Raw genomic sequence first — 22520 nt, 5'->3', positions numbered from 1 at the left:
CAAGCATCGGACCTGCACGCTCTCGTGGCCATCGAAGATGATCATGCTCGGGTTGCGATCCTCATGCGCGACGCAGCGGCACTTCCATTGCCTGCCGGATCGCACGGCCCCGAGCGCCTGGGCGAGCTGTTCAGCTGTCATGGCTCACCCCCAATTGCTTGCATGGCAGCGCGGATGAAAGCGCTCGCTGGTCGGTGATCAATGGCGTTACCGAGGGCGCGCAGCTTATCCACGCGGGCGGGAATCCCATCAGCCACGAGACGAAGTCCGGATTTAACGCGCCGCACTTTCCCGTCGATGCGACAGTGCGCGAGATCGAACTGATCACTCCCGAATTGAACACTTGCCGGGGCAATTGATCGAGCCGCTTGCGATTCCGCTCGCGCTTGATCGACATGCCCGGTGTATCCTTCCAGTCTCTGCTCGATGCCGTTGACCAGAAGGCCCACGAACCAGTATCGGTCGCGCAGCTGCTCCGCACCCGCGCATGCGGCCTCGACAGGGAGCGCCCCCACGGCGTAACCCAGCGCTTCCAGATCACCTCGCACAAGTCGGAGCCAGCGAGGAGCGGTCGCAAGTTGTTCGCCAAAGACCGTTGCAGGTCGTCGCTCGCCGATGAGCCGAGCCCAAGTCGGCCAAAGGTGCCGTGGGTCTGCCTATCCAGCCTGCTTGCCGATGAGCGAGAACGGCTGGCAGGGGCAACTTCCTGTCCAAACAGGTCGAGCGTCAGGCCATCGCGCTCCTCGCAGGGCGAGCGACCATCCGCCGATGCCTGCGAAGAAATGGCATTGGTCGAATCCGGCAAGGTCGGCAGGTCGAACATCGACAATTGATCGTGTATCGACTTCGCCGTCGGCGATGAGCCGTTCGTTGATGAGATTGCGCAGCCATCCTGCGGCATAGGCATCGATCTCGTTGTAGTAAGCAGTCACACCAGCCGTTCCTGCGCGACCTGCTTGCGATAGTCCTCGGCAATGGCGTCCATCAGCTCCAGCTCGCGATTCGCCAGCGCTTGCGCGATCTTGCCGCGCTCGACCAGCCGCAGATAAATTCGGCGGCGATATTTCAGCTCGCGTTCGGCGCATTGCAGCTTGTCGTGGGCAGTGATCATGCGTCGCCCTCCAGCTGATCGACGACCGCGCCGACGACCGATGTCGACGCGCCTTGCTATCGCGCGTGATCGCGCTCCTGATGTTGGCCAGCTCGGCCCCGTACTGCAGTGCCAAGGCTGAGCAGCACAGCGCCGTCGCGCGCTATCGCTTCGACTTGCTCGCCGGATTTGCCGCCGTTGATGAAGACCTCACCAAGCGCGCCGTCATCGTAGAAGCCGAGCGTGATGGTGTGGCTCTTGGCGAGACCGCCGAAGCTGATCTCGAAAGTCTCGCAGCTACGGCGCTGCGGCAGGATGCGGCGCTGCATGCGGCCCTCCCTTCTTGCGGACCACGCGACCGTATCGCTCCAGTGCATCGGCATGGGCCAGCTTGGCCAATGCCTCGCTGCGAAGGCGGGCGACATTGAAGGCGATATCGGCAGCAGACAGCTCTTCGAGCCTCACATAGACAGGCTCTTCATTTTTTCCCGCGGTACGCACTTTCGGGTAACGCCACTGCAGGTCTGGAAACAGCGCATGCTGACGTGATCCCTCATCGTCGTCGTCGCTCGCCTTGCCGCCGTCCTCGAAAAGATCGCGCAACACTGAGCGGGCAATCTGGCGCAGCTCCAGATGGCAACCCAGCTGCACAAGCATCGGCGCTACTTTCTTCGGATCAAGTTCAAGCATCGCCTCGGTCGCAACCCAGCTCGGGCTGATGCTAGTCTCGCTGCGGCGTTGGTCGATGATGCGGACGATAATGTTGATCAGTACTTGCGCCTCAGGTGCCATCGGTTGCTCCTATTCGTTTGAGCCACGCAGCGACGCGCGGCGCGAGGGTGTGAACATCGTCCAGCATGTCGGGCGTCATGGTTTCGAGAATGTCTTCCGGATGGCGGTGCAGCAGCCCATCGTCGCGGGCGAAATCCATCAGCCGACCCCATAACCACAGCGCTTCCTTGGCGACTGGCGTGATCTTCGGCGGCTCGGTGGCGCGGATGATGCCGTTGGTGGTCGGCATCTGCGTCTGATCGGTCAGCGCAGCCTCGAATTGCTTCTCGGGAATCGCCGCCAGCTTTTGCCAGTTGGCGGACTGCTTGTGGGTGATGCCGTTGGCTTTCAAAGAACTGCTGCCCTCGGGGTAGCGGTTCTTTTTGCTGGGCTGGCCGCCCTTCGCCTTCGGCAGCTTGCGCAGCAACTCGCCAGCTTTGCGCTCGGCGCGCAGGCGTATTTCGCAGGCCTGTCGCTCAGCCTCGGTGTTGTGCGCCTGGCGCGAATAGTGCTCTAGCGCCACCGCCCTGTCGCGGATCGCTTTGACTTCATCGACCTTGTAAGCGGCACCGATTGCGCGGCACATCGCATCGTATTTCGCCAACTGCGTCATGCTCGCCCCTCCCACGAAATGCGCGAGAGCAGCGTCGGCCCTCGATGGCGGCGATCCCAGACGATCCAGCAGAAGGCCATCGCGCTCACGGCGCGGCGGCCCTTCCAGCCAGCCCGATGCATCATCGGCAGGCGCTGGCGGAAGACGTAGACTCGCGCGGGCGGCTGCTCATCGAGACAGAACATCCGTGCTCGGCCAGCTGCGTGGCAGGGATGGCCAGCCTCAAGGAAGCCGAGCCGCATCAGCATAGCGACGTAAGGGCTCAGCTCGATGGCATGCGCGGCGAAGCGCGCTGCGATCTGGAATGGCGGATTCGTCACGATGCCGCGCGTCAGCTTCGGCATGCGCTCGCTGATCAGGAAGTCGCGGCCTCGCGCGATGTCGCTGGTCGCTACGCGATGGCCAGCTCGGCGCAGCACGCGGCTGATCGCACCGTTGCCGTCTGCGGGCTCCCAGATGCGGCGCGGCAATTTCTCGACGCTCAGCAGGGCATAAACGGCAACCGATGGGGTCTCATAGAGATCGCGCCCGCGCACAGCGCGCGGATGCGCCTTCGATTGCGTCGAGAGCGCCACCATCACTGCACCTCGAACCTCGAGCGCAAGATTCCGGCTTGCTTCAGGGTGGCGACGGCATCATCGAGCGAGCTGGTGACGAGCACCGCGAAGCCACAGGCGACGAGATGCGCCAGCACTTCACTCTGATCTTCCGACACGCGCCCCGTCTTGAAGCGCTTCAGCTCCAGCCAGAACACGTGCGCGTTGGGGCCGACGAAAATAAAATCCGGCCAGCCTGGCATCGCGCCCATGCGCTGCAGTCGCTGACCGCTCAGCGAGTATCGCCTGCCGGTGCGTGGATCAACGCGATGCTCGCGCGCTTCGCCGATCGGCAAGTGCGTGAACTTCCAATGCGGGTTAATCCAGCGCTTGCAGATGTCAGCGAGCGTAGCGTGCGTTGCGAACTCCAGCGGCGGCGGCGGCGCGATGCCTCGTTGCCTCTTGCCCTTGAACAGCGATAGTTGGCGCATGGCGGCTCCCTCCGCGCTTCATCAAGCGGCCTGTTCGTTGTTGTTTTCCGTTGTGCCGTAGAAGCCCCAGAGCGAGATCGGCGCAAAGTAGCCTTCGTCCGCGAGCGCGGCGCGCATACAAAAATAATATTTGCTCGGGAAGAGTCCGCGATACCTGCGCCAATTGCAGACAGCGGCGCACGTCTGGCCGGCGATGCGACCGACAGCCACAGGGCCGCCGAGCGCATCGACAACATCGTTGAATGACCAGAGTGGTTGTAGAGGCCGCGTCATGATGGCGGCATGCTGGGCTTCACATTATATTTCAGTCAAATGCGCGAGCCGGTCTTCATTGGCCGCACGCGAGCGCAAGGCTGAGGCCAGATAAGTTCAGCTAGGTCCACATCAGCTCAGGTCGCCGCAAACTATTTTTTTGTATGCGAAAAGTGACAGCGCCGCGCTCGAAAAGAATCGCGGCTGCCTCTTGACGCTACACATTTTTCTGCGCGAAATCACAATGCGCTGAACCTCGCTGCACGTCGATACGGGACGCCGCAGCAGGTGGGAGGACAAAAACTATAATCCAATCGCAGAGCAACAGCCTGCGGCGCACAACACGGAAGCCATCCGGCTTATAGCGTACCTCAACCTGCACTTGCGGGGAGGCGTCCCTATGTCTGAGTTCGACTACCAGATCGGCCGCTTCACTGGCACCAGCGCCAATGTGGTGATGCATGGCAGCGAAGCCGACTGGATCACGCATTATCGCATGAGGGCCGCGCTCGATTCGCCTGATCCGCCGAACTGGGCGATGCGAGCTGGCGCTCATATGGAAGCCCTCGTGCTTGACTGGCTCGAAGAACAGAGCAGCCCGATCACGCGGCGCGGCGAAGTGGTTTACCATCCCGAGATCGCGGACGTATGCGCCAAGCTGGACGGCTATCGCGCCGCCGATGACGCCATCATCGAGGTGAAGTTTCTGTCGCCGCAGCGGCACAGGGACGAGTATCTCCCCGCATACTATCCGCAGACCATGCTGCAGCGGCTCTGCACCGGGGCCAGCAAAGTCGTGCTGGTTGTCGCACAGGGCACCAACGAGCCTATCGACTTCGAGATGGCACATGATGCCGATTACGCCGTCGAGCTGATGCGGCGCGCGGGCATCTTCCTGAACTGCTTACGCACCCTGACGCCGCCTTATCCGATCCCGCCAGCGCCGCCGCCGCCCGAGCGCTGGCGCACGCTCGATATCATCGCCGAGCCGACCAACTGGAGCAGCGAGCTGCTGCTCTATCTTGCCGAATATGACAGCACGGCCGCCGCCGCCAAGCTGCACGATGAGATGGGCAAGGCCGCCCGCGATCTCGTCCCCGATGATGTCGGCAAGGTCTTCGCTGGCGACTTCCAGATCACCCGCAGCCGCAAAGGCGTGCTGTCGATCACGAGGAGAGCCGCATGAACAATCAGCTGCAAGCCACGAGGGACTATCACAGCGTGATCGAACGCGCCGCGATGGACCCGAATTTCGACGTGGACAAGCTGGAGCGCTTGGTCGCGATGCAGGAGGCCAGCCAGCAGCGAAGTGCCGATCAGCTGTTCAACGAGGCGCTGTCGAAGGCCGAAGCCGAGATGAGCGTGATCTCGACCAACGCCAACAATCCGCAAACCAAGTCGCGCTATGCCACCTTCGCGCGGCTCGATGGCGAAATTCGTCCGATCTATACCGGCCACGGCTTTGGCATCCAGTTCAACACCGAGCCGATGGGCGAGCCGAACGTGATCCGGGTCGTCGGGATGCTGTCGAACGGGATGGCCCAGCGCCGCTTCCAGGTAGACATGCCCATCGTCACGCAGGGCATTCGCGGGCAGGACATGATGACCCGCACGCACGCGACGATGTCCGCGATCTCCTACGGCAAGCGTGCACTGGAGATCATGATGTTCAATCTTGCCATCGGCGATGACGACGACGGCAACCGCGCTGGCGGCTCTTATCGCCCGCCAGCGCCAGCGCCAGCGCCGCGCTCGATGGATGAGCTGACCGATCCGCACACTGGCGAGGTCGTGGACCACGTCGATCCCTTCAGGCTGGAAATGCACGAGGGCCAGACGTGGGCCGCCTTCATCGAGCCGCTGCAGCGCTATCTCAAACACTGCAGGAGCATCGCCGAGTGGGACGAGTGGCGGCTGCTGAATCAGGACTTGCTGCTGAAGCTGAAGGAGACGAAGCCGCAGCTATTCCGCCTGTTCGAAAAGAACATCGAAGCCAAGCATGAGGAGCTGACAAAATGAGGTGGGTGCTGACGCCTGTTGGCCTTGAACCGTTCGACGCCGCAGCGCGGGAGTTTCATCGAAGCCAGACCAGCGGCGAGCCGATCACCACGCAGGTGATCGAGATCGAGGCTCTGCATGACCGGGACATGATCGAGCACCGCCGCATCATGGCCACCATCAACGATCTGGCCAAGGCGCTGCGCACCACACCAGAGCGAGTGCGCGCCGAGCTGCTGGTCGCGACCGGCAATTTCCAACTGCTCGGCGAGCTGCTGGGCCGCGAGGTGGTCGCCATCAATTCGATGTCGCGCAGGAACATGAAGGATCACGAACTGCACGAGTTCTGGGATGAGGCGAAGGAAGTGATCAACACGAAACTGCTCGCACGAATTGCCGACCCTGCCGAGAAGGATCGCTTGGCGGCAATGCTATCGCTGCAGCCTGCGTGACCGTATCACGCGCGGCTGCGGTTGGTCCGAAGGCTCGCCGTCCTAACACTGCGCCCCAGCCCTGAGAGGGCGGCGGGCCGAAGGATCGAAAACCAAAACCCAACGGAGGAGACCTCGATGACGGAGATGAATGGCGTCCAGCATGATCCCAGCGAAGAGACCGCCGAGCTGATGCTGCGCGACCTGGAGCGGCTGGCGGCACGCGCCGATGAGCCGTCGCTCCGCGTGCAGGAGCTGGTCAAGGCAAAGATACAGCCCTTCGATCAGCAATCGCACGATCAGATGATCAAGTCCGTCGATCAGCTGGCCACCGATTGGGTCAGCCAGCTTGAACATTCCCGGCAAAACAACAAGGCGGTCGAACAGCTCGTGCTCGAACGCGCGGCCAAACTCAGGCATGACATCACCGTCCTGCATGTGCTCGGCGCTGCGGCGCGGGCTGAAGCTGCGCGCGGCGACGAGGTCAATTCCAAATTGGCGCAAGAGATCGACAAGCTGGGCGAGGATCGCGCGGCATGAGGCGCGGCAGCACGATCAAGAAGAAGATGAGCGTCTGGCACTGCCTTGAGCGGCTGGCCGCCGAAAGGAATCCGCGCCTGATCGCGCTGATCGAGATCAAGGACGCGCAGCAGCTACTGAAGCTGCGCGCAGCCCTGCAGGCCTTGGCGGCCGGCAAGGCCAGCAAAGCGCAAATCGCCAACGCCAAACGGCTGCTGGCGCAACCATGAGAGGTCGAGTCCATGAGGCGGAAGATTGTCGCCGCGCTCGATGACCACGACTATGAGCAGCTGGAGCTGCTCGCGACGCTGAGCAGGATCAAGCGGCCCGAGCTGCTGCGCCGGATCATCAGGGCGTATCTCGACAAGGGCAACGCCACCCTCGCCACGGAGCGGGCCAAATGACCGAAGAGCCGCGCAAGCTGAGCCGCCACGAGACCCACGACCTCTCGATGATCATCAAGGACCGCACCAAGGTGCTGCGGGCGCATGCCGAGGAGCAGGCGGCGGCCTGCATGGCCGATTTCGAGCGGCAGATGGCGACGGTCTACACCTTCGATCAGGACGAAGTCTGGCAAAAGGCGACGCAGGAAGCGCAGCGCGTGGTGCAGGAATCGCAGGCCACCATCGCCAAGCGATGCAAGGCGCTCGGCATCCCGCCGACATTCGCGCCGTCGATCAGTGCGAGCTGGCAGGGGCGCGGCGAGAATATGCTGTCAAGCCGTCGCGCCGAGCTGCGCCGCGTGGCCAAGTCATCCATCGACGCGATGACCAAGGCGGCGATCACCAAGATTGAGAAGCAAGCGCTCGATCTGCGCACGCAGGTGATTGGCATGGGCCTGCTGTCGGCCGATGCGAAGATGTTCTTGGAGAGCCTTGCGCCCATCGAGGAATCGATGCGGCAGCTCGACTTCGGCGAGATCGAAAAGAAGCTGGAAAACGAGCAGCAGCTGCGCCTGGCGGATCGCAGACGGCTCTATGGCGGTGAGTGAAATCAGGGCTGGGACATAACCAAGGAAGGGAGAACCAGAATGACTGGAGATATTGCTAAACTCCACTCAACCCTGCCGACGACTGCTGCAGGTTGGGTCGCCCGCGCGAAGCAGCAGGCGCAACCAAAGCTGTACCATCAGCTCCTGCCGGTTTTCAGGAAGCTGGCGCTGGAGAACGAAACGTTTCTTGCGCTGATCTCAGCAGGCGATGATGAGGACTCGGTCGAGGGCCGCTGCAAGTTTGACGACTTCGAGGCATCACGCCTGTTGCGAGATGCTGTCGCAGACCAGCCCGAGATCGCATCGCGGAACATGGAGGAATATCTCAAGGCGTTCCGCAAGCTGCAGCGTGATCATCACTGCACTCGAAACGAATTGAGCGAAGAGCGCCGCCGCCTCCGCGACGAGCGGGATCAGGTACGGGCCCAAGCCGCCGAGTGACAGCAAAAGGGGCCGGGGTGATCTATACCCCGGCCAACCTTCCAGAGGGCAAATGAGCAATTCCGAGAGAGTAGTCCCGCTGCCGATCCGCGCCAAACTGATCTGCTCTGCATGTGGTGCTCCCGGCGAAGGCAGCTGCCGATGCGGGGCACCTTACGTATCGCCGGGAGACCGAGCAGAGGAAGCGGTCAAGGCTCACCCGGAAAAATCCGACCGCGCCATCGCCGCTGATCTCGGCGTCGGCACCATGACGGTCAGCAGAGCGCGTAAGAGAGCAACTGTACCAGATGGGACAGTTGGAAAGCGCACCGGCAAGGACGGCAAGGCGCGCAAAACGCCGACGAGTAAGCGGTATCACGCGCCGAAGCGGCACTATGCCGAGCCGGTCGTAATCGCGCTCGCCGATCAAGACAAGACCAGCGCCGAGATCGCCAAGCAAACCGGGATCGGCAAGCGGCAGGTGCGTCATATCATTGAGCGCGAGCAGGTGCGCCGCGAGGCGAAGGCCGAAGCGGCTGATCCCAGCGCGCTGGCAGAGCAGAAAAGGCTTGCCAGTCTCTCGCGCCAGCTGGAGGCAGACTTTGAGTGCCGCGTCACGGAGCGGTATCAGCAGCTGCTCGAAAATATCTGGCCGCGCCTGAAGGAGCGCGAGGCACTGGCTGATCGCGTCATCGTTTCTCGCAAGGGTCTGATGGATCGCCGCACCTACGTCAAGATTCTTGCGCGGCTGCATCCCGACATGGGCGGCAATGCCGAGCTGTTCGATATGTTCAAGCGCCTCGAAACGCTGCTGCTCAATGAGCAGGAGTGCCCCACCGAGCGAGTCGGGTTGCCGCGCACGGCTGCAGAGTGGGAAGAGCGCATGCGCAGCAAGATGCAGCCGTGACCGGCAACCATATGTGGATCACTGAAATGGAGGAAACCATGAGCGAGCAGAGCACCACCGCCACGCCATTGTCGGCACTCGCTGAGCGCGCCACCGCCAGCGGTGCATGGTGGAAGGAAGAAGCACTGGAGCAGCGCAACGAGCTGGAGCTGCCGACCCGCGTGCTGCACGTGCTCGATAACGCTGGCATCACGACCATCGAGCAGCTGAAGGCGGCGGGGCCGCACCGGCTGCGCAAGCTGGATGGCATCGGCAAGCTGGGATTTGAGCAGATCATCACGCTGTTGCGAGCGCTCGACCGGCAGAGCAATGGCGGTGAGCGATGAGGCGCGAGCTGAACCAGCGCATCCGGCATCTTGAGCTGCCGGATCGGATGCGGCATTTGCCGGTCAACGATCAGGGATTCCCGGTGCCGTACTTCGTGCCCTACGTCAACGGCGAGTCCGAGTTTCGCGGCTTCGATGGCGAGAAGATGGTGATCTGCGTGCGGCACAAGCGCTGCTGGCTTTGCGGCGAGCCGCTCGGTAAGTTCATGTGCTTCGTGATCGGTCCGATGTGCGCCGTCAATCGCGTCAGCGCCGAGCCGCCGAGCCATCGGGACTGCGCGCTCTATGCGGTGCGGGCCTGCCCATTCCTGACGCAGCCGAAGATGCGCCGCAACGAGAAGGACGTGCCCGAGCATCTTGAACCTGCTGGCCTGATGCTACGCAGGAATCCGGGCGTGACGCTGATCTGGACGACGCTGCGCTACACGATCTTCAAGGATGGTCACGGTGGCGCGCTGTTCAATGTCGGCGATCCCGAGCGCGTCGAGTTCTTCGCCGAGGGCCGCGCCGCGACCCGCGCCGAAGTGATCGCCAGCATCGATAGCGGCCTGCCGGTCCTGCGCGAGATGGCCGAGCGCGACGGGCCTGATGCCGTCGCCGAGCTGCAGACGATGTACGGCAAGGCAATGGAGCTGGTGCCTGCATAAGCTGATGAGTCTTTTGCAGTGAGGGAGGAAAAGCAGTCGCCTGGGGCACGTAGAGAGCGCAGAGGGAAAGGAGCGCGAGGTGCTGGAAATGGACGACGTAAAGAAGGGAGCGCGGCGGATGCTCACGATGGATCAGGTGCTGGAGCTGGTGCCGGTCGGCAAGTCAACGCTGAAGCGCATGGTCAAGAACGAGGAGTTTCCAAGCGCGCATTACATCAGCCCGAAAAAACTGGTCTGGTATGAAGATGAGATCGAGCTATGGCAGGGAAGCCTGCCAGCCGAAAGCCGCCGCAAGCGGGCCGAGCGGAGGGCCAAAGCTGGCCAGGAGGGCTAAAGCAGGATTTGCGCAGCTTGACCAACGGACGACCCTCCCCGACCAATGTCTGCACTTGGCGGAAGCGCGGACGTGCGGCCCCCAAGGAGGAAGTCCCGGTTTGACAGCGGTCCTCAGCCACAAGGCAAGCATCACGATGCGCGGTTGTATCTCGCGTCCTCGGCATGATGTTGGCCGGTCCGTGCGTGGGCTGCGGCCGTGCGGGTGCCCGGGTTACACAACACCAGCCGAGAACCGAACGCCAAGGGTCGGCAACTTGCTCGCAACCGCGAAATATATGCCTTTTCGCCCTTAGTGGTATTGCGCACCCCTAGCCGCACCGATCTCTCGATTCCGTTGGATGCCAAGCTGTTGCTGCAGAAGTTGCTAGTTAGGCAGCTTGATAATGCAGGTAATGCGGCGAGTCATGGCTCACTCTTATTCGTCTTCAGCGGCAGAACGGCATCACAGCAAATCCCCAATCAACCAAGTGAGGATACGGGGAGCAGCCTTACGGCCCGACGTGCGTCACTATTATCCCGACCAGCAGGACGGCACTTAAGACCGCAAGGCCAATACAAATGCGAGTCGGGGTTGAATAAGAACGGAAGTGTGGTTGTTCGAACATGCCACGCACCTCTTGTCCTTGACGCGAGCGGGGTTCCGCTCCTGTATTTGTGTCTCCATGCCGGCGAGTTCTTTCTTTGGGCGTCGCGGCTTCGGGATCGCGGCCTCTCACTGCGCTTTAGCTCTCCCGCGTGGCGACAAGGTCTCGTCCGAGAATGCCGACCCGTTTGTTCTGCGCGTGGCGCAACGCATTGCCCTCACATGCCGTCATCCTGCCAGCAGACCGCTCGGACATACAATCCATCATGACCCGTTGAATCTCGACTAGTGTCATACCTTCGATCTGGGCAATGCGCCTCTTAACTGCGGCGCGCAAGTTAGTAGTAGTCTTTTCAGACATCGACAGATTCCTGATGCTCCATGGGAGTTCCAGCCCGAAAGGCTAACGGCGGCTGACGTTACTGCATCAACATTGGATCGGGCTCCTACCTACTCTAGGGGGCAGCCGGCCGAACGGATCGCGGTCGGCACCAGGCGCATGCTCCTCCATCCTTCAAGCCAGAGGTCCGAAACGCCGGGCTTCGCTCGGTCGCCAGCCTGATCCGGCCGACCGGCGATTGCTGGGGCCACATGACCGGTCCCGCGTCAGTCGAGATTGGAAGCCTGCGGAAGCTTGGGGTCTGGCAGGGTGAGAAAGCCGGTGCCGCATTAGCGCAAGGAACGCTCGGGTCGAGAACGAATAGCCATGCCCCGGGCCAATGCGGCCCGCCCTATAGCCGAGCGCAATCTGGGATTTCACCGTGGGTGAACGAAAGTTTTCGGGATGGCGTAAGCCTGATGTCAGCTGGAAATGTTTAGATACACAAATACCCCAACGGCCCCGGCTCGTACCGCTCTGGGGCCGTTTTTTTTTCCTTCTACTAAAAGGGTATGGTGGTTGTCGCTGTAGCCGACGGCGGGGCTCGTCAGCTTCTCGAAAGCTGGGTTAGATATCAAAGTATTATTAGATACAAAGCACTAAGAGAGGCTACTCAACGAGGCAACGCGATGAATATCGACCCATGGCACACAGAAAGCTTTATGGAGTCTTACAGTATCCTGCTGCAGGAACAGTCGAAAGAAGTGAGCGCACAGGCCAACTCACAAGTACACTCGCCCCCGCATCAAGCGAGCTTTGAGCGGGAGCAACAAGCCGATGCAGGTCCTTCCCATGCTGTTGTCTCGGTTGACGTGGAGGATCGCCTCGATACGGTAAACCAGCAACCCGACATGAAGCTTGTTGTCGTTTCGAACCGCGTCGCGCCCTTCGACCCCAATAAGCCCCAGACCGGCGGGCTTGCCGCGGCCCTCGAGCCGGTTGTGGAACGTTCCGGCGCGGTCTGGATGGGCTCCTCGGAGAAGCGCGGCGACGGGACCGAGCAGCCCCTCCCGCTCGTGAAGACCGGTGCAGGCGATGTGGCGAGGCTCGATCTGCCCGCCGCCGACTATCCTGGCTATTATCGAGGTTTTTCGAATTCGACGTTGTGGCCGGCATTGCACTCCCTACCGGACCGGATGTCGGGCTCGGAAGAGGATTATGGCAGCTATCGAAAGATCAACGACTTTATGGCACGTGCGGCGTTCGATTTGCGGGATCGGGACGCATTCTGGGTGCATGATTATCATTTGCTTCCGCTCGGTGCCGATCTGCATAAGCTCGGCATTGAGCGGCCAACCGGCTTTTTCCTACATACGCCATGGCCGGCGCCTGACATGATAGAGCGCGTACCACACCATCGCGAACTGATGACGTCGATGCTGAAGTACGATCTGCTCGGCTTTCAGACGAACCGGGATCTGAACAATTTCCTGGCCTGTCTCCAGACCCATTTCGGCCTGGAGAGCAAGGATGGCGTCGTGACCTCCGAGCGTGGTCAGACGCGACTTCGAAAATTCCCAATCGGTATCGATCCCAAGCAGTTCGCAGGGTATCTTGCGGCAGACCTCTCGCCCGCAGAGCAAGAAAAAATCTCGTCATTATTGCAGAATTTCGAGGGAGCGAAGTTTGCGATCGGCGTAGACCGACTCGACTACACGAAAGGTATCGACAAACGGGTCGAAGCTTTCAATCAGCTTTTAGCGGCCGAGCCGCACAGCATCTCGCTGTTGCAGATAGCGCCGTCTTCACGCGCCGACGTCGAAGAGTATCAAAAATATAAAGACGACGTGGAGAGCGCGATCAACCACGTTAATGCCGAGCATGGCACAGACGAGTGGAGTCCGATCCACTACAAGAATGACTCATTCAGCCAGGCTGCACTCGCGCGCCTCTACCGCGCGGCGCATGTCGGCGTCGTGACACCGTTGCGTGATGGAATGAATCTTGTCGCTAAGGAGTATGTTGCTGCACAAGATCCGAGGGATCCCGGCGTTCTGGTACTATCGAAGTATGCGGGTGCGGCTGAAGACTTCAACGAGGACGAGGCGCTGCTGGTGGATCCGAACCGTCCAGAAGAGATCGCGGCCGCAATTTCCAAGGCGGCCCACATGCCGCTTGAGGAGCGCGTCAAGCGCTGGCGGTCGATGATGGACAAACTTGAATCCTATACCATCCACGACTGGTCGGCGGACTACGTTCGGGAACTGGACAAAGGCCGCGTCACGGTTCCGGCTGATCAGTTCCAGTATCTCGGTCTCGGCTGGACCAACGAGGCCCAAATGCCCCTGTATCAGAACTATGCCGAGGCGCTGACCGCCTACAACGAGATCGATCCCTCGGAGGCCGCCTATGCAGACGTGAGGTCGGCCTTTGAGGCGTTAGCGGCTCCACTGAAGCATACGCAGGACAGACTCTGGGATCTGCCGGCGGCGACAGCTTCGCTCGCCAGTCGTCGCGGATAAGAGCCCGGTGCCGGGAATGACTGATTGGGAGAACGCGCTTCTGTAGCAGGACAGAGGAACAAGCCAGATCTGGGGCGCTGACGCGGTTCTCGCGGGCCGCGCAGGCCCGCATGGTGATCGGGAACGTGAATAAGCTGGGCTAGGAGCTTGTCTGGATAGTCGCTGTTCAAATCTGGTCGGGTCTGAATTCAACATTGGGCGATGAGCAAGTATTTTCGGCCTTGGAACATCGATCAGACGCTGCTTCTGCCGCCGAATGTGCAGGACTTCGTGCCGAAAGGCCATGTCTCGCGGTTTATGGTTGATCTGGTGCGGGAGAGCCTCGATCTCAGGGAGATCATGGGCAGCTATGTGAGCGGGCTTGGGCAGCCGCCGTTTGATCCGCGGATGATGGTGGCGCTGCTGCTGCATAGCTATGCGAGTGGGCTGTATTCGTCGCGTCGGATTGCCAAGGCCTGCCGGGAGCGGAACGATTTTGTGATGATCGTGGCGCTGGATGCGCCGGATTTTCGGCCGATCAGCGACTTTCGCAAGCGACATTTGAAGGCGCTCGGCGCGCTATTCGTGCAGGTTCTGAAGTTGTGCGAGACGGCCGGGCTGGTCAAGCTCGGTCATGTCGCGCTGGATGGTACGAAGATCAAGGCGAACGCGTCGAAACACAAGGCGATGAGTTATGAGCGCATGAAGAAGCGCGAGGCGGAATTGAAGGCCGAGGTCGCTCGCATGCTGGCGGCCGCCGAGGCGGCGGATGCCTCGGAGGATGAGACTTTCGGCAACAGCGACGAACTGCCGGACTGGACCGTCGACAAGCAGAAACGGCTGGCGAAGATCCAGCAAGCGATGGCGGCGCTGGAAGCGGACGCCAAACTGGCGGCGGAGGAAGAGCGCCGCATCGAGGCCGAAAAGGAACAGCAGCGCCAGGCCGAAGGCCGCAAGAAGCCGGGCAAACCGGCGGCGCTGCCATCGGAGGAACCCAATCCCAAGGCGCAACGCAACTTCACCGATCCGGAAAGCCGCATCATGAAGTCGAAGGATGGCTTCGTTCAGGCCTATAATGCCCAGGCGGCCGTCGATGCACATGCCCAGATCATTGTCGCGCAAGAACTGACCCAGCACGGCAGCGATCAGGGCCAGTTGGTGCCCCTGATCGAGGCCATCGAGAGCAATCTTGGCCGCAAGCCGCGGCAGGCCTCAGCGGATTCCGCTCTTGGCCTTCCTGCCGGTTCTGATGAAGCTGTCCGGCGACATCACGGAGCTGCCGCTGGTTGGCGTCATCCCCTATCCGCTGGTGTTCGCCGCCGTGATCTGGTCGGTGCTCGGCACTGGCGTTCTCGCGCTGATCGGCATCCGCCTGCCGGCAATCGAATTTTTCAACCAGCGGGTTGAAGCGGCCTATCGCAAGGAGCTCGTGCTCGGTGAGGATGAAGCTGCCCGTGCCGATCCACCGACATTGAGCGTGCTGTTTGGTGATATCAGAAGGAACTACTTCCGGCTTTACCTGAACTTCATGTACTTCAACATCGGCCGCATCGTCTATTTGCAGACCGACGTCGTCTTTCCCTACCTCCTGCTCGCACCGACGATCATTGCCGGCAAGATCACGCTCGGTTCGATGAACCAGATTCTGAATGCGTTTTCGCAAGTGCGAACCTCGTTTCAGTATCTCGTCAGTTCGTGGAGCACGATCGTTGAACTGATTTCGATCTATCAGCGGCTGCGGGCTTTTGAGGCTAAGATCGGTGGCCAGTCCCTTCCTTCGATTGAGAGAGGGACGGAGCCCCTATCGTTGCGATGATCTCGCCTGCTGGGACGTCCGTATGAGTCCGTTCGTGGCACATAGCTGCCCCGGACGTGTGCGACGGCACGTCCGCAGTTGGCGAAAGCCGACACCGCATTCCAGGCGCATCCGTTGGCATCCAGCCCGAAAAAATTCGGTCAGATACGAAGATGAGTCGAGAGCTGGCAGGTGAACCTGCCAGCGGAGAGCCGCGCCAAGCGGAAGCGCAAGGCGGGATAGCGTGGCTCAGCTGGGGCCATATACGCTAGGCCGGGGCCGTAGGGGCTCAGGGGCCTTTATATACTAAGCCGGGGCCTATTCGGGGCCTGAGCCTGCCAGCTCAGGTCCTTCGCTTTTTCAAGGCATTGAAAAGCCAACATTATTTATTCGCAAAGGGCTCTGGACAACAGGCCCACACGACTTCGCCGTCCGCTTCATGCGCACTCGTCAGTTGCGCACTCGGCGTCCATCGCATCTCACCGCAACACCCGTGACGATGCGCAGCGCCCCTCGATCGGGTGAGACAGGCGGACCATATACCGAGTTGCACTTCTGATAAAGCGAAATATTTTTACTGCGAGGGCTTGCCACGTCGGGCAACTCAGTGGCAGGGGCGCGCCCCGCCATCCGCCGTCATTCCGGGGCGACGCGAAGCGTCGAGCCCGGAATCCATTGACCGGCATAACTTGCGGACAAATGGATTCCGGGCTCTCGCCTACGGCGAGCCCCGGAATGACGAAAGGTCGCTGATCATGCGAACGCCGCGACGAGATTTCGTCGCGGCGTGCCGTGAATCATACGATTGGATGATGCGAAGTGGCGTCGAGATCGCCTCAGCGCCGCTCCCACAATTGCCGTGCCAGAATCCCGGCCTTGCGCTCGATCGCCTCGGCGGCGTCGAGACACATGTCCTCGCGGTAGCGCGAGCCAACGATCTGGACGCCGACCGGCATTCCTTCATGCAGTCCGACGGGCACCACGGCCGCGGGCAGACCGAGCACGTTCATCGATGAAATGAAGCGGAGGTCGTTCCAGAACAGTTCCTTGACGCGCTGATCGCCGCCGAGATCGGCATTGACCTCCGGCGTCTTGCGCACTGTGGTCGGCATCAGCACCAGCGGATATTGTTCGAGGAACGTCATCCAGTTCCGGATGTGGCGCGAGCGCTCGGCGATCGCCTTCATGTAGCCGGCCTGGTCGAGCGGATTGGCCATCGCGATGAAGCCGCGAAACGACTTCTGGAAGTCGGCGCTGGTGGTCGCCAGCATCTGGTCCTGCTGCAGGACGCGGACCTCGGTCATGATCAGATCGCACCAGAGCTGCCAGACCTTGTTGAGGTCGGGGAGCTCGACCTCGCTGACCGCATAGCCGGCATCGGCCAGATGATCGGCCGCCTTGCGCTGCAGCGCGATCACGCCGCGATCGGTCGCCATGTCCTCGGGGATTTTTGCGAGCGCGACCTTGATCGGCGTCGCGGGCTTCGGCCCCGTCAGCGGCGCCGGCACGAACCAGGGATCGCGCGGATCGCGCTGCGCCATCACCTCGAGGCCGAGTCGCACGTCCGCGATATGGCGCGCCAAGGGGCCCTGCGACGACATGAACTGCGCCATCAGCGGCCGCTCCGCGGTCGCGCTCGGATTGAACGCCGGGATGCGGCCCTGGGTCGGCTTGATGGTGGCGATGCCGTTGCAGTGGGCCGGCCAGCGCAGCGAGCCGCCGATGTCATTGCCATGCGCGATGGTGCCGATGCCGGCCGCGATCGAGGCACCGGCGCCGCCCGAGGATCCGCCGCAGGTCACATCGGCGTTCCAGGGATTGCGCGTCAGGCCGTGCAACGGATTGTCGGTGAAGCCCCGCAGCGAGAATTCCGGCGTATTGGTCAGGCCGATGATCACAGCGCCGGCCTTCTTGAGATTGGCCGTCACCGGCGAGTCGCCCGGCGCGATGTTGTCCTTGAACGCCACCACGCCGTTCGAATTGGCCTGGCCCTCGACGTCGATGTTGATCTTGATCGTGACCGGTACGCCGTGCAGCGGCCCAACGGCGTTACCCTGGCGCTTGCTCGCGGCGAGCGTCGCGTCCGCGACCTTCGCCGCCGCCAGCGCCGCAGCGCCGAGGTCGACGACGACAGCGTTGAGCGCCGGGTTGGCCTCGTGCATGCGCTCGAGGTGAGCGCGGACGACCTGCTCCGAGGTCGCCTCGCCGCTCCTGATCGCGGCAGCCGTCTCCACGGCGGACCATTGCCAAATGGGTGCGTTCGTCACGTGTCGTTCCTCCGCTTGTTTCTTGATGGTTGGTTCAGTCGAGCCGCAACGGCTCATAAAAGACCGGCTGATCCGTGCGGTGGTCCTCCTTGGGGACGACCACCGCCTCGGCGCTCAACACATGCTCGAGCATCACGCGCTTCGCGCGCGCGGCGTTGCCGGAGCGGAACGCGGCCATCAGGCGCTTGTGAAACTCGATGTTCTCGCAGGTGAAGCTCGACGAGAATTCCTGCACGCCGAGCTTGCCGATCAGATGGCGGATCGCCTCATTGACGAAGCGGCACATCAGGCCGAGCAGCGGATTGGGGCAGGCTTCGATCAGGATGTCGTGGAAATCGATCTCGGCGTGGCGATGATGCTCCCAGTCGCCTTCGCCGCCGGGATGATGCTCCTGAACCGCGATCGCCTTGTCGAGCGCGGCGAAATGCGCCGGCGTGAGGTGGCCGACCACACTGAAGGCGAGCTCCGGCTCGATCAGCCGGCGGATCTGGTAGATCTGCGCGGCGCTGATCGACTGGAAATAAAAATAGTTGCTGAGCAGGCCGACGATCCGGTTGATCGACACCGGCGCCACCCGCGCGCCGCCGCCGGGCCCGGTGGTGTTCTGCACTAGCCCCTGCACCTCGAGCGACTTGAGCGCCTCGCGGATGGTCGAGCGGCTGCAGCCGAACATCTCGATCAGTTCACCCTCCTGCGGCAACCGGTCGTTGGGCTGCAACCCGGCCTGGAAAATGTGGCTGCGGATCAGGTCGGCGACGACGTCCGAGCGCTTGCGCTTGATCGAGGCGCGCCGGGAGGGGTCGAGGGAGGGTAAAGCCGATTTATCCATTTTATGATCATAAATAGGTCCGGGACGGCTTGGCAAGCCCCTGCCTCCTGGCTACGTCACCCCACAACTCGTCATGCCCGGGCTCGGCCCGGGCATGCACGTCTTGGCGACCGCAGCGGGAAAAGACGTGGAGGGCCGGGATACAGGCGAGCGGAAGCGACGCCGTCCTTCGGACGGCCATGCCCGGCCATGACGGATACGGAACGGCACGCCAACGCGCTGATGTCTTGTGCGATCGCCCTGCATACTCTGGGCGTGTCGATCAGCGCGTGCTTCTCCCGGCAGGACAGCCCGAGCGCGTCTCCCGCCTCGTTCGGTGCGCGCGGCACCGCCTGCAATCCGCCGCGCACGACTTCGGTGAGACAGGCGCCGGCATGGTTGCGGCAGGCGAGCGATGGGCCGCTATTGTGAAAACGCCCAGTAAAGGTGCTTCTCGTCTTCCGACAACAGTCTCACATGGTTGATGAAGTCCCAGACCATCTCTCCGAAGGCACTGCCGCCGCCCTGGCTTGACTTGGCGGATACCATATCGAGCTCGTGCCAGCCCCTGTACATTTCCTCGTCGATACTTTCCAGGCGGTCCTTCATGGCCTGAGCATTGAAAGCGCCGCAAGAGTCGGTGAACAGGCTTCTGACCGGATGGATTTGCCACATGCCGCGATGGCGCTCTTCGCTGCCCTGCTGCCCGTAGACACCCGACTCTCCATTGAACGGGAACGCGCCACGCGTCGCCTTGATCATCTCGCGGCGCTTGGCGTTGCCTTCCTTGATGTCGACATACACCGATATGACCATATCGTTGTAGTACCAGAGGTCCAGGCACGCCGGATATCCAGCGTTCAGGATCACTTGCACAAGCTTCTTGATGCGCTGCCCCTTGTAGCCCTTCATGCCCTGCGCAAGCGCAAACAGGCGCATCAGAAACGTCTTCGCATCGTTTGGAGTCCAGACGCAGATATCCTCGGCCTCGAAATCTATCGGATCGTGATCGGCGGGCGGGATGTAGATGATACCGGGGTTGGCCGAATTGCTGAACATCCAGTTGTTGCCGCTGGGGCTGACCTTGACGCATCCCACATAGCGTTTGAGGTACCAGTTCACGACATCGGGGTCGTCGGTCATGAAGTTGAAATAGATCAGCTCCTTGACCCCGACACTGAACTTCTCAGCGACGGTGTACCAGTCTTCCTGAGGCCGGGTATCTCCCGGTCGGACAGGGCCGTGCGGCCGGTAGGGAATGCCGCCTTGCATCAATCCCCAATTGCGCGGGACGGCCATGCCTTTTGGCGGTCGCTCGATTGGATGAGGCGAGCGTTTCGGGGGCGCCATGGCATCGATCTCCTCATGAGCTGCGTGATCGCACCACATGAGTGCAAGTTGCGGCCGTCGGGGTTCACGCACTCACGGAGATGTTTTCCACTTTCTCAAGCTTGTCCAAATGGGGCATATCAGGTTCCGCGCAAAGCGGATCGATCCATCACGGCAGGCTCCACCTCAGCCGGACGTGCGCTGCGCCTCGAGGCCGCGGCTGTAGCGCGACATCGCAAAGCAGAACACGAAGTAGATCACGCCTACGAACACATAGACCTCGACGCTGAAGGCCTGCCAGGCCGGATCGACGATCGCGGTCTTGGCGGTCGTGAGCAGGTCGAAGATGCCGATGATCAGGACGAGGCTGGTGTCCTTGAAGAAGGCGATGAAGGTGTTGACCAGCGGCGGGATGACGTGGCGGATCGCCTGCGGCAGCACGATCAGCGCGTTCTTCTCCCAGTAGGACAGGCCGAGCGCATCCGCCGCTTCATACTGCCCGCGCGGCACCGCCTGGAGGCCGCCGCGCACCACTTCGGCGAGATAGGCGCCGGCATAGAGGATGAAGGCGATCTGCGCGCGCAGCAGTTTGTCGATGTTGACGCCGTCGGGCATGAACAGCGGGAACATCACGCTCGCCATGAACAACAGGCTGATCAACGGCACGCCGCGGATCAGCTCGACATAGAGCACGCAGAGCGAACGGATCGCCGGCAGTTTTGAGCGGCGGCCGAGCGCGACGAGAATCCCGAGCGGGAAGCCGAAGGCGAGCCCGAAGGTCGCAAGGATCAGCGTCACCGGCAGCCCGCCCCAGCGGTCCTGCGTGACAAAGGTGAGACCAAGGAAGCCGCCCCACATCAGGCAGCCGATCGCGATCAGCGCCGCGGCCCACAGCAGGAACAGCTCCTTGCGCCAGAAACTGCGGCGGCTCGAGACCACGAACAGCGCGATGAAGATCACGACGACGAGTGCCGGCCGCCACTGCTCGTCGAACGGATAGGTGCCGAACAGGATGAAGCGGTATTTTTCGGGGATCACCGCCCAGCAGGCGCCGACGCCGCGCAGCGCGCGGCAGGCGCTGCTGTCGTTGCCGGGGACGATCCACACCGCGTTGGCAATGCCCCACTGCCAGAGACTGATGCAGGCCTTGCCGAGCACGAACAGCAGCAGCAAGGTCACGATACCAGACGGGATGGAGGGGAACAGATTGGCGCGCAGCCACGCGGTGGACTGACCGCCAAGCACCCGTGGCGCGGGCCGCGGGCCGATCGGAAGCGGATCCTGCGGAAGGTGGGCAACCGAGCTCATGTCAGCGCTCCACCAGCGCGATCCGCGCATTGTACCAGTTCATGAACAGGCTGATGCCGAGGCTGATGGTGAGGAACACCATCATGATCAGCGCGATCGACTCGATCGCCTGCCCGGTCTGGTTCAGCGTGGTGTTGGCGATCGAGACGATGTCCTGGTAGCCGACCGCGACCGCGAGCGAGGAATTTTTCGTCAGGTTGAGATACTGGCTGGTCATCGGCGGAATGATGACGCGCAGCGCCTGCGGCAGCACGATGTGCTGCAGCACGAAGCTTCGCTTCAGCCCGAGCGCCTTGGCGGCATCCGACTGGCCGCGCGGCACCGCCTGGATGCCGCTGCGCACGATCTCGGCGATGAAGGCCGAGGTGTAGGTGACGAGCGCGATCAGGAGCGCGAAATATTCCGGCGCGAGCGTCAGCCCGCCGACGAAATTGAAGCCGCGCAGCTCCGGCAGCGTGATGCTCCAGCTCGCGCCCAGAAGCCACGACACCAGCGCGGGCAGCGCAACGACGAGGCCAAGCGCGTAAGGCCAGGCCGGCCGCGCCTTGCCGTCGAGCATCTGCTGCGCGATCAGGCGGCGCCTGACGAGATAGAACACGATCAGGCCGGCGACGACCGCGAGGATCGTCCACAGATTGGCCTCATGCAGCGGGACGGACGGCAGAATGAGTCCGCGATTGGAGAGATAGACGCCCTCGACCGGCTTCCACGCCTGGCGCGCCGCCGGCAGGCCCTGCATCAGCACGTACCAGAACAGCAGTTGCAGCAAGAGCGGCAGGTCGCGCAGCACCTCGACATAGACGGCGGCGAACCGCGCCAGCAGCCAGTTCGACGACAGCCGCGCGATGCCGACCAGCGTGCCGATCACGGTCGCCAGCACGATGCCGATCACGGCGACGCGCAGCGTGTTGACGACGCCGACGATGAAGGCGCGCAGATAATTGTTCTTCGGCGTGTAGTCGATCCAGCTGTCGGCGATCGGCATGCCGGCCTCGCGGCCGAGGAAGGCGAAGCCGGTCGAGATCCGGCGCACCGAGAGATTATGCAGCGCGTTCGACCACAGGAAGGCGACGATGGCGACCGCGATGGCGACCACCAGGATCTGCCAGAACAGGCCGGCGACGCGGGGATCGCCGAGCGAAAACTGCCATGGACGTGTGGGAGGGCGTTTCGGCGTCGATGTCGTCACAGCACAGGATCCTCTGAGAGAAGCGATCTTCTGCCATGCGCAAGAACGATATTCGGGTTGCGCACTTCATATGTTGCACCAAATTGATATTTG

At 62.0% G+C, this 22520-nt stretch carries 27 protein-coding genes and 2 pseudogenes; 15 read left to right on the top strand and 14 right to left on the bottom strand.

Translation table 11 applies throughout. The annotated features are described in order from the left end of the window. Positions 1-130 precede the first annotated feature (130 nt). From HAP48_RS28170 to HAP48_RS28130, 9 genes are all read right to left on the bottom strand, one after another. Entirely contained in the window at positions 131-397 is a 267-nt protein-coding gene (locus tag HAP48_RS28170; protein WP_234622333.1) for a hypothetical protein, read from the bottom strand. Between the two features lie 259 nt (positions 398-656). Next, positions 657-932, bottom strand: a complete 276-nt coding sequence (locus tag HAP48_RS28165; protein WP_234622332.1) for a hypothetical protein — start codon at positions 930-932, stop codon at positions 657-659. Further along, positions 929-1111: a hypothetical protein gene (locus tag HAP48_RS28160; protein ID WP_165125159.1), complete on the bottom strand. Its 183-nt coding sequence runs from the start codon at positions 1109-1111 to the stop codon at positions 929-931. Before HAP48_RS28160 ends, HAP48_RS28165 begins: the two co-directional genes overlap by 4 nt. A 56-nt stretch (positions 1112-1167) precedes the next feature. Next, on the bottom strand, positions 1168-1419 hold the full coding sequence (locus HAP48_RS28155; RefSeq protein ID WP_165125162.1) for a TSCPD domain-containing protein: 252 nt from the start codon (positions 1417-1419) through the stop codon (positions 1168-1170). Continuing rightward, the gene (locus tag HAP48_RS28150) at positions 1388-1882 is read right to left on the bottom strand and encodes a hypothetical protein (RefSeq protein ID WP_224496647.1); all 495 of its coding nucleotides are present in this window, start codon (positions 1880-1882) and stop codon (positions 1388-1390) included. The genes HAP48_RS28155 and HAP48_RS28150 overlap by 32 nt, the downstream gene beginning before the upstream one ends. Next, on the bottom strand, positions 1872-2474 hold the full coding sequence (locus tag HAP48_RS28145; RefSeq protein ID WP_165125164.1) for a hypothetical protein: 603 nt from the start codon (positions 2472-2474) through the stop codon (positions 1872-1874). The genes HAP48_RS28150 and HAP48_RS28145 overlap by 11 nt, the downstream gene beginning before the upstream one ends. Continuing rightward, positions 2471-3052 (bottom strand): class I SAM-dependent methyltransferase, encoded by a 582-nt coding sequence (locus tag HAP48_RS28140; protein WP_165125165.1) that lies wholly within the window; start codon positions 3050-3052, stop codon positions 2471-2473. Before HAP48_RS28140 ends, HAP48_RS28145 begins: the two co-directional genes overlap by 4 nt. Continuing rightward, positions 3052-3501: a VRR-NUC domain-containing protein gene (locus tag HAP48_RS28135; protein ID WP_166208428.1), complete on the bottom strand. Its 450-nt coding sequence runs from the start codon at positions 3499-3501 to the stop codon at positions 3052-3054. The genes HAP48_RS28140 and HAP48_RS28135 overlap by 1 nt, the downstream gene beginning before the upstream one ends. Before the next feature lie 21 nt (positions 3502-3522). After that, a complete protein-coding gene (locus HAP48_RS28130) occupies positions 3523-3774 on the bottom strand; it encodes a helix-turn-helix domain-containing protein (protein ID WP_166208430.1) in 252 nt (83 codons plus the stop codon). A 379-nt stretch (positions 3775-4153) separates the two neighbouring features. Here HAP48_RS28130 and HAP48_RS28125 point away from each other — a divergent pair, with 379 nt between their 5' ends. The 15 genes and pseudogenes from HAP48_RS28125 to HAP48_RS28055 all read left to right on the top strand — a co-directional run. After that, positions 4154-4939 (top strand): YqaJ viral recombinase family protein, encoded by a 786-nt coding sequence (locus tag HAP48_RS28125; protein ID WP_166208432.1) that lies wholly within the window; start codon positions 4154-4156, stop codon positions 4937-4939. After that, the gene (locus HAP48_RS28120) at positions 4936-5772 is read left to right on the top strand and encodes an ERF family protein (RefSeq protein WP_166208434.1); all 837 of its coding nucleotides are present in this window, start codon (positions 4936-4938) and stop codon (positions 5770-5772) included. Before HAP48_RS28125 ends, HAP48_RS28120 begins: the two co-directional genes overlap by 4 nt. After that, on the top strand, positions 5769-6203 hold the full coding sequence (locus HAP48_RS28115; protein WP_165125174.1) for a hypothetical protein: 435 nt from the start codon (positions 5769-5771) through the stop codon (positions 6201-6203). Before HAP48_RS28120 ends, HAP48_RS28115 begins: the two co-directional genes overlap by 4 nt. A 171-nt stretch (positions 6204-6374) precedes the next feature. Further along, positions 6375-6722 (top strand): hypothetical protein, encoded by a 348-nt coding sequence (locus tag HAP48_RS28110; RefSeq protein ID WP_166208436.1) that lies wholly within the window; start codon positions 6375-6377, stop codon positions 6720-6722. Continuing rightward, complete coding sequence (locus HAP48_RS28105) at positions 6719-6931, top strand: hypothetical protein (protein WP_165125179.1); 213 nt, start codon at positions 6719-6721, stop codon at positions 6929-6931. The genes HAP48_RS28110 and HAP48_RS28105 overlap by 4 nt, the downstream gene beginning before the upstream one ends. Positions 6932-6943: 12 nt before the next feature. Continuing rightward, on the top strand, positions 6944-7105 hold the full coding sequence (locus HAP48_RS28100; RefSeq protein ID WP_166208438.1) for a ribbon-helix-helix protein, CopG family: 162 nt from the start codon (positions 6944-6946) through the stop codon (positions 7103-7105). Further along, a complete protein-coding gene (locus HAP48_RS28095) occupies positions 7102-7692 on the top strand; it encodes a hypothetical protein (RefSeq protein WP_165125185.1) in 591 nt (196 codons plus the stop codon). Before HAP48_RS28100 ends, HAP48_RS28095 begins: the two co-directional genes overlap by 4 nt. A 39-nt stretch (positions 7693-7731) precedes the next feature. Continuing rightward, positions 7732-8133 carry a hypothetical protein gene (locus tag HAP48_RS28090; RefSeq protein WP_166208440.1) on the top strand — a complete coding sequence of 134 codons (402 nt, stop codon included), beginning with the start codon at positions 7732-7734 and terminating at the stop codon, positions 8131-8133. Between the two features lie 52 nt (positions 8134-8185). After that, entirely contained in the window at positions 8186-9019 is an 834-nt protein-coding gene (locus HAP48_RS28085) for a hypothetical protein (protein WP_165125191.1), read from the top strand. After that, positions 9016-9345, top strand: coding sequence for a DNA-directed RNA polymerase subunit alpha C-terminal domain-containing protein (locus HAP48_RS28080; protein ID WP_166208443.1), 330 nt, complete (start codon positions 9016-9018; stop codon positions 9343-9345). The genes HAP48_RS28085 and HAP48_RS28080 overlap by 4 nt, the downstream gene beginning before the upstream one ends. Continuing rightward, positions 9342-9992: a hypothetical protein gene (locus HAP48_RS28075; RefSeq protein WP_224496646.1), complete on the top strand. Its 651-nt coding sequence runs from the start codon at positions 9342-9344 to the stop codon at positions 9990-9992. The genes HAP48_RS28080 and HAP48_RS28075 overlap by 4 nt, the downstream gene beginning before the upstream one ends. Positions 9993-10080: 88 nt before the next feature. Then, positions 10081-10326 carry a helix-turn-helix transcriptional regulator gene (locus tag HAP48_RS28070; protein ID WP_224497086.1) on the top strand — a complete coding sequence of 82 codons (246 nt, stop codon included), beginning with the start codon at positions 10081-10083 and terminating at the stop codon, positions 10324-10326. Between the two features lie 1593 nt (positions 10327-11919). Next, positions 11920-13752 (top strand): alpha,alpha-trehalose-phosphate synthase (UDP-forming), encoded by a 1833-nt coding sequence (locus HAP48_RS28065; RefSeq protein ID WP_224496645.1) that lies wholly within the window; start codon positions 11920-11922, stop codon positions 13750-13752. 201 nt (positions 13753-13953) lie between these two features. Then, positions 13954-14277, top strand: a pseudogene (locus tag HAP48_RS50535) (transposase); the annotation flags it as partial. 679 nt (positions 14278-14956) lie between these two features. Continuing rightward, positions 14957-15547: pseudogene (locus tag HAP48_RS28055) on the top strand (SbmA/BacA-like family transporter); the annotation flags it as partial. An 815-nt stretch (positions 15548-16362) separates the two neighbouring features. Here the strand turns inward: HAP48_RS28055 and HAP48_RS28050 are convergent. The 5 genes from HAP48_RS28050 to HAP48_RS28025 all read right to left on the bottom strand — a co-directional run bounded on the left by HAP48_RS28050 (position 16363) and on the right by HAP48_RS28025 (position 22427). Continuing rightward, entirely contained in the window at positions 16363-17850 is a 1488-nt protein-coding gene (locus HAP48_RS28050) for an amidase family protein (RefSeq protein WP_166208449.1), read from the bottom strand. Beyond that, positions 17828-18622, bottom strand: a complete 795-nt coding sequence (locus tag HAP48_RS28045; RefSeq protein WP_166208452.1) for a FadR/GntR family transcriptional regulator — start codon at positions 18620-18622, stop codon at positions 17828-17830. Before HAP48_RS28045 ends, HAP48_RS28050 begins: the two co-directional genes overlap by 23 nt. A 402-nt stretch (positions 18623-19024) precedes the next feature. Further along, on the bottom strand, positions 19025-19951 hold the full coding sequence (locus HAP48_RS28035) for a hypothetical protein (protein WP_166208455.1): 927 nt from the start codon (positions 19949-19951) through the stop codon (positions 19025-19027). Positions 19952-20116: 165 nt separating this feature from the next. Continuing rightward, entirely contained in the window at positions 20117-21238 is a 1122-nt protein-coding gene (locus HAP48_RS28030; RefSeq protein ID WP_166208458.1) for an amino acid ABC transporter permease, read from the bottom strand. Between the two features lies 1 nt (position 21239). Continuing rightward, a complete protein-coding gene (locus HAP48_RS28025) occupies positions 21240-22427 on the bottom strand; it encodes an amino acid ABC transporter permease (protein WP_166208461.1) in 1188 nt (395 codons plus the stop codon). Positions 22428-22520 lie beyond the last annotated feature (93 nt).

Origin of the sequence: Bradyrhizobium septentrionale, from assembly GCF_011516645.4 — a bacterium.
In the GTDB taxonomy this organism is placed as follows: Bacteria; Pseudomonadota; Alphaproteobacteria; order Rhizobiales; family Xanthobacteraceae; genus Bradyrhizobium; species Bradyrhizobium septentrionale.
The sequence above is the reverse complement of the archived record's forward strand: the minus strand, read 5'-3'. Positions and strand labels throughout refer to the sequence as shown.